This window comes from Cellvibrio mixtus subsp. mixtus J3-8 (assembly GCF_000766945.1).
GTDB lineage: Bacteria > Pseudomonadota > Gammaproteobacteria > Pseudomonadales > Cellvibrionaceae > Cellvibrio > Cellvibrio mixtus_A.
The window spans coordinates 115,969-116,208 of record NZ_KN266207.1; the positions used below are offsets into that span (position 1 = coordinate 115,969).

Below are 240 nucleotides of genomic sequence, written 5' to 3' on the forward strand. Positions count from 1 at the left end.
AGATGTTGATGCAGGTGCAACGCTAACGTATTCGGCACAATTAAATGGCGGTGGTTCCTTGCCATCGTGGTTAAGTTTTAATGCGGCGACACGCACTTTCAGTGGTACACCTGCGAATGGCGATGTGGGTACTATTTCTATTGATGTGATTGCCGACGATGGCAATGGCGGAACGGTTACTGATACGTTTGATATTGTCATCGCCAACACGAACGATGCGCCAACAGTCGCGAATCCAAT

1 protein-coding gene is annotated in these 240 nt (G+C 48.3%); it reads left to right on the forward strand.

What is annotated here, in order from left to right:
* On the forward strand, nt 1–240 hold a 240-nt coding region (locus A596_RS05620), incomplete at both ends, for a putative Ig domain-containing protein (protein ID WP_152600142.1).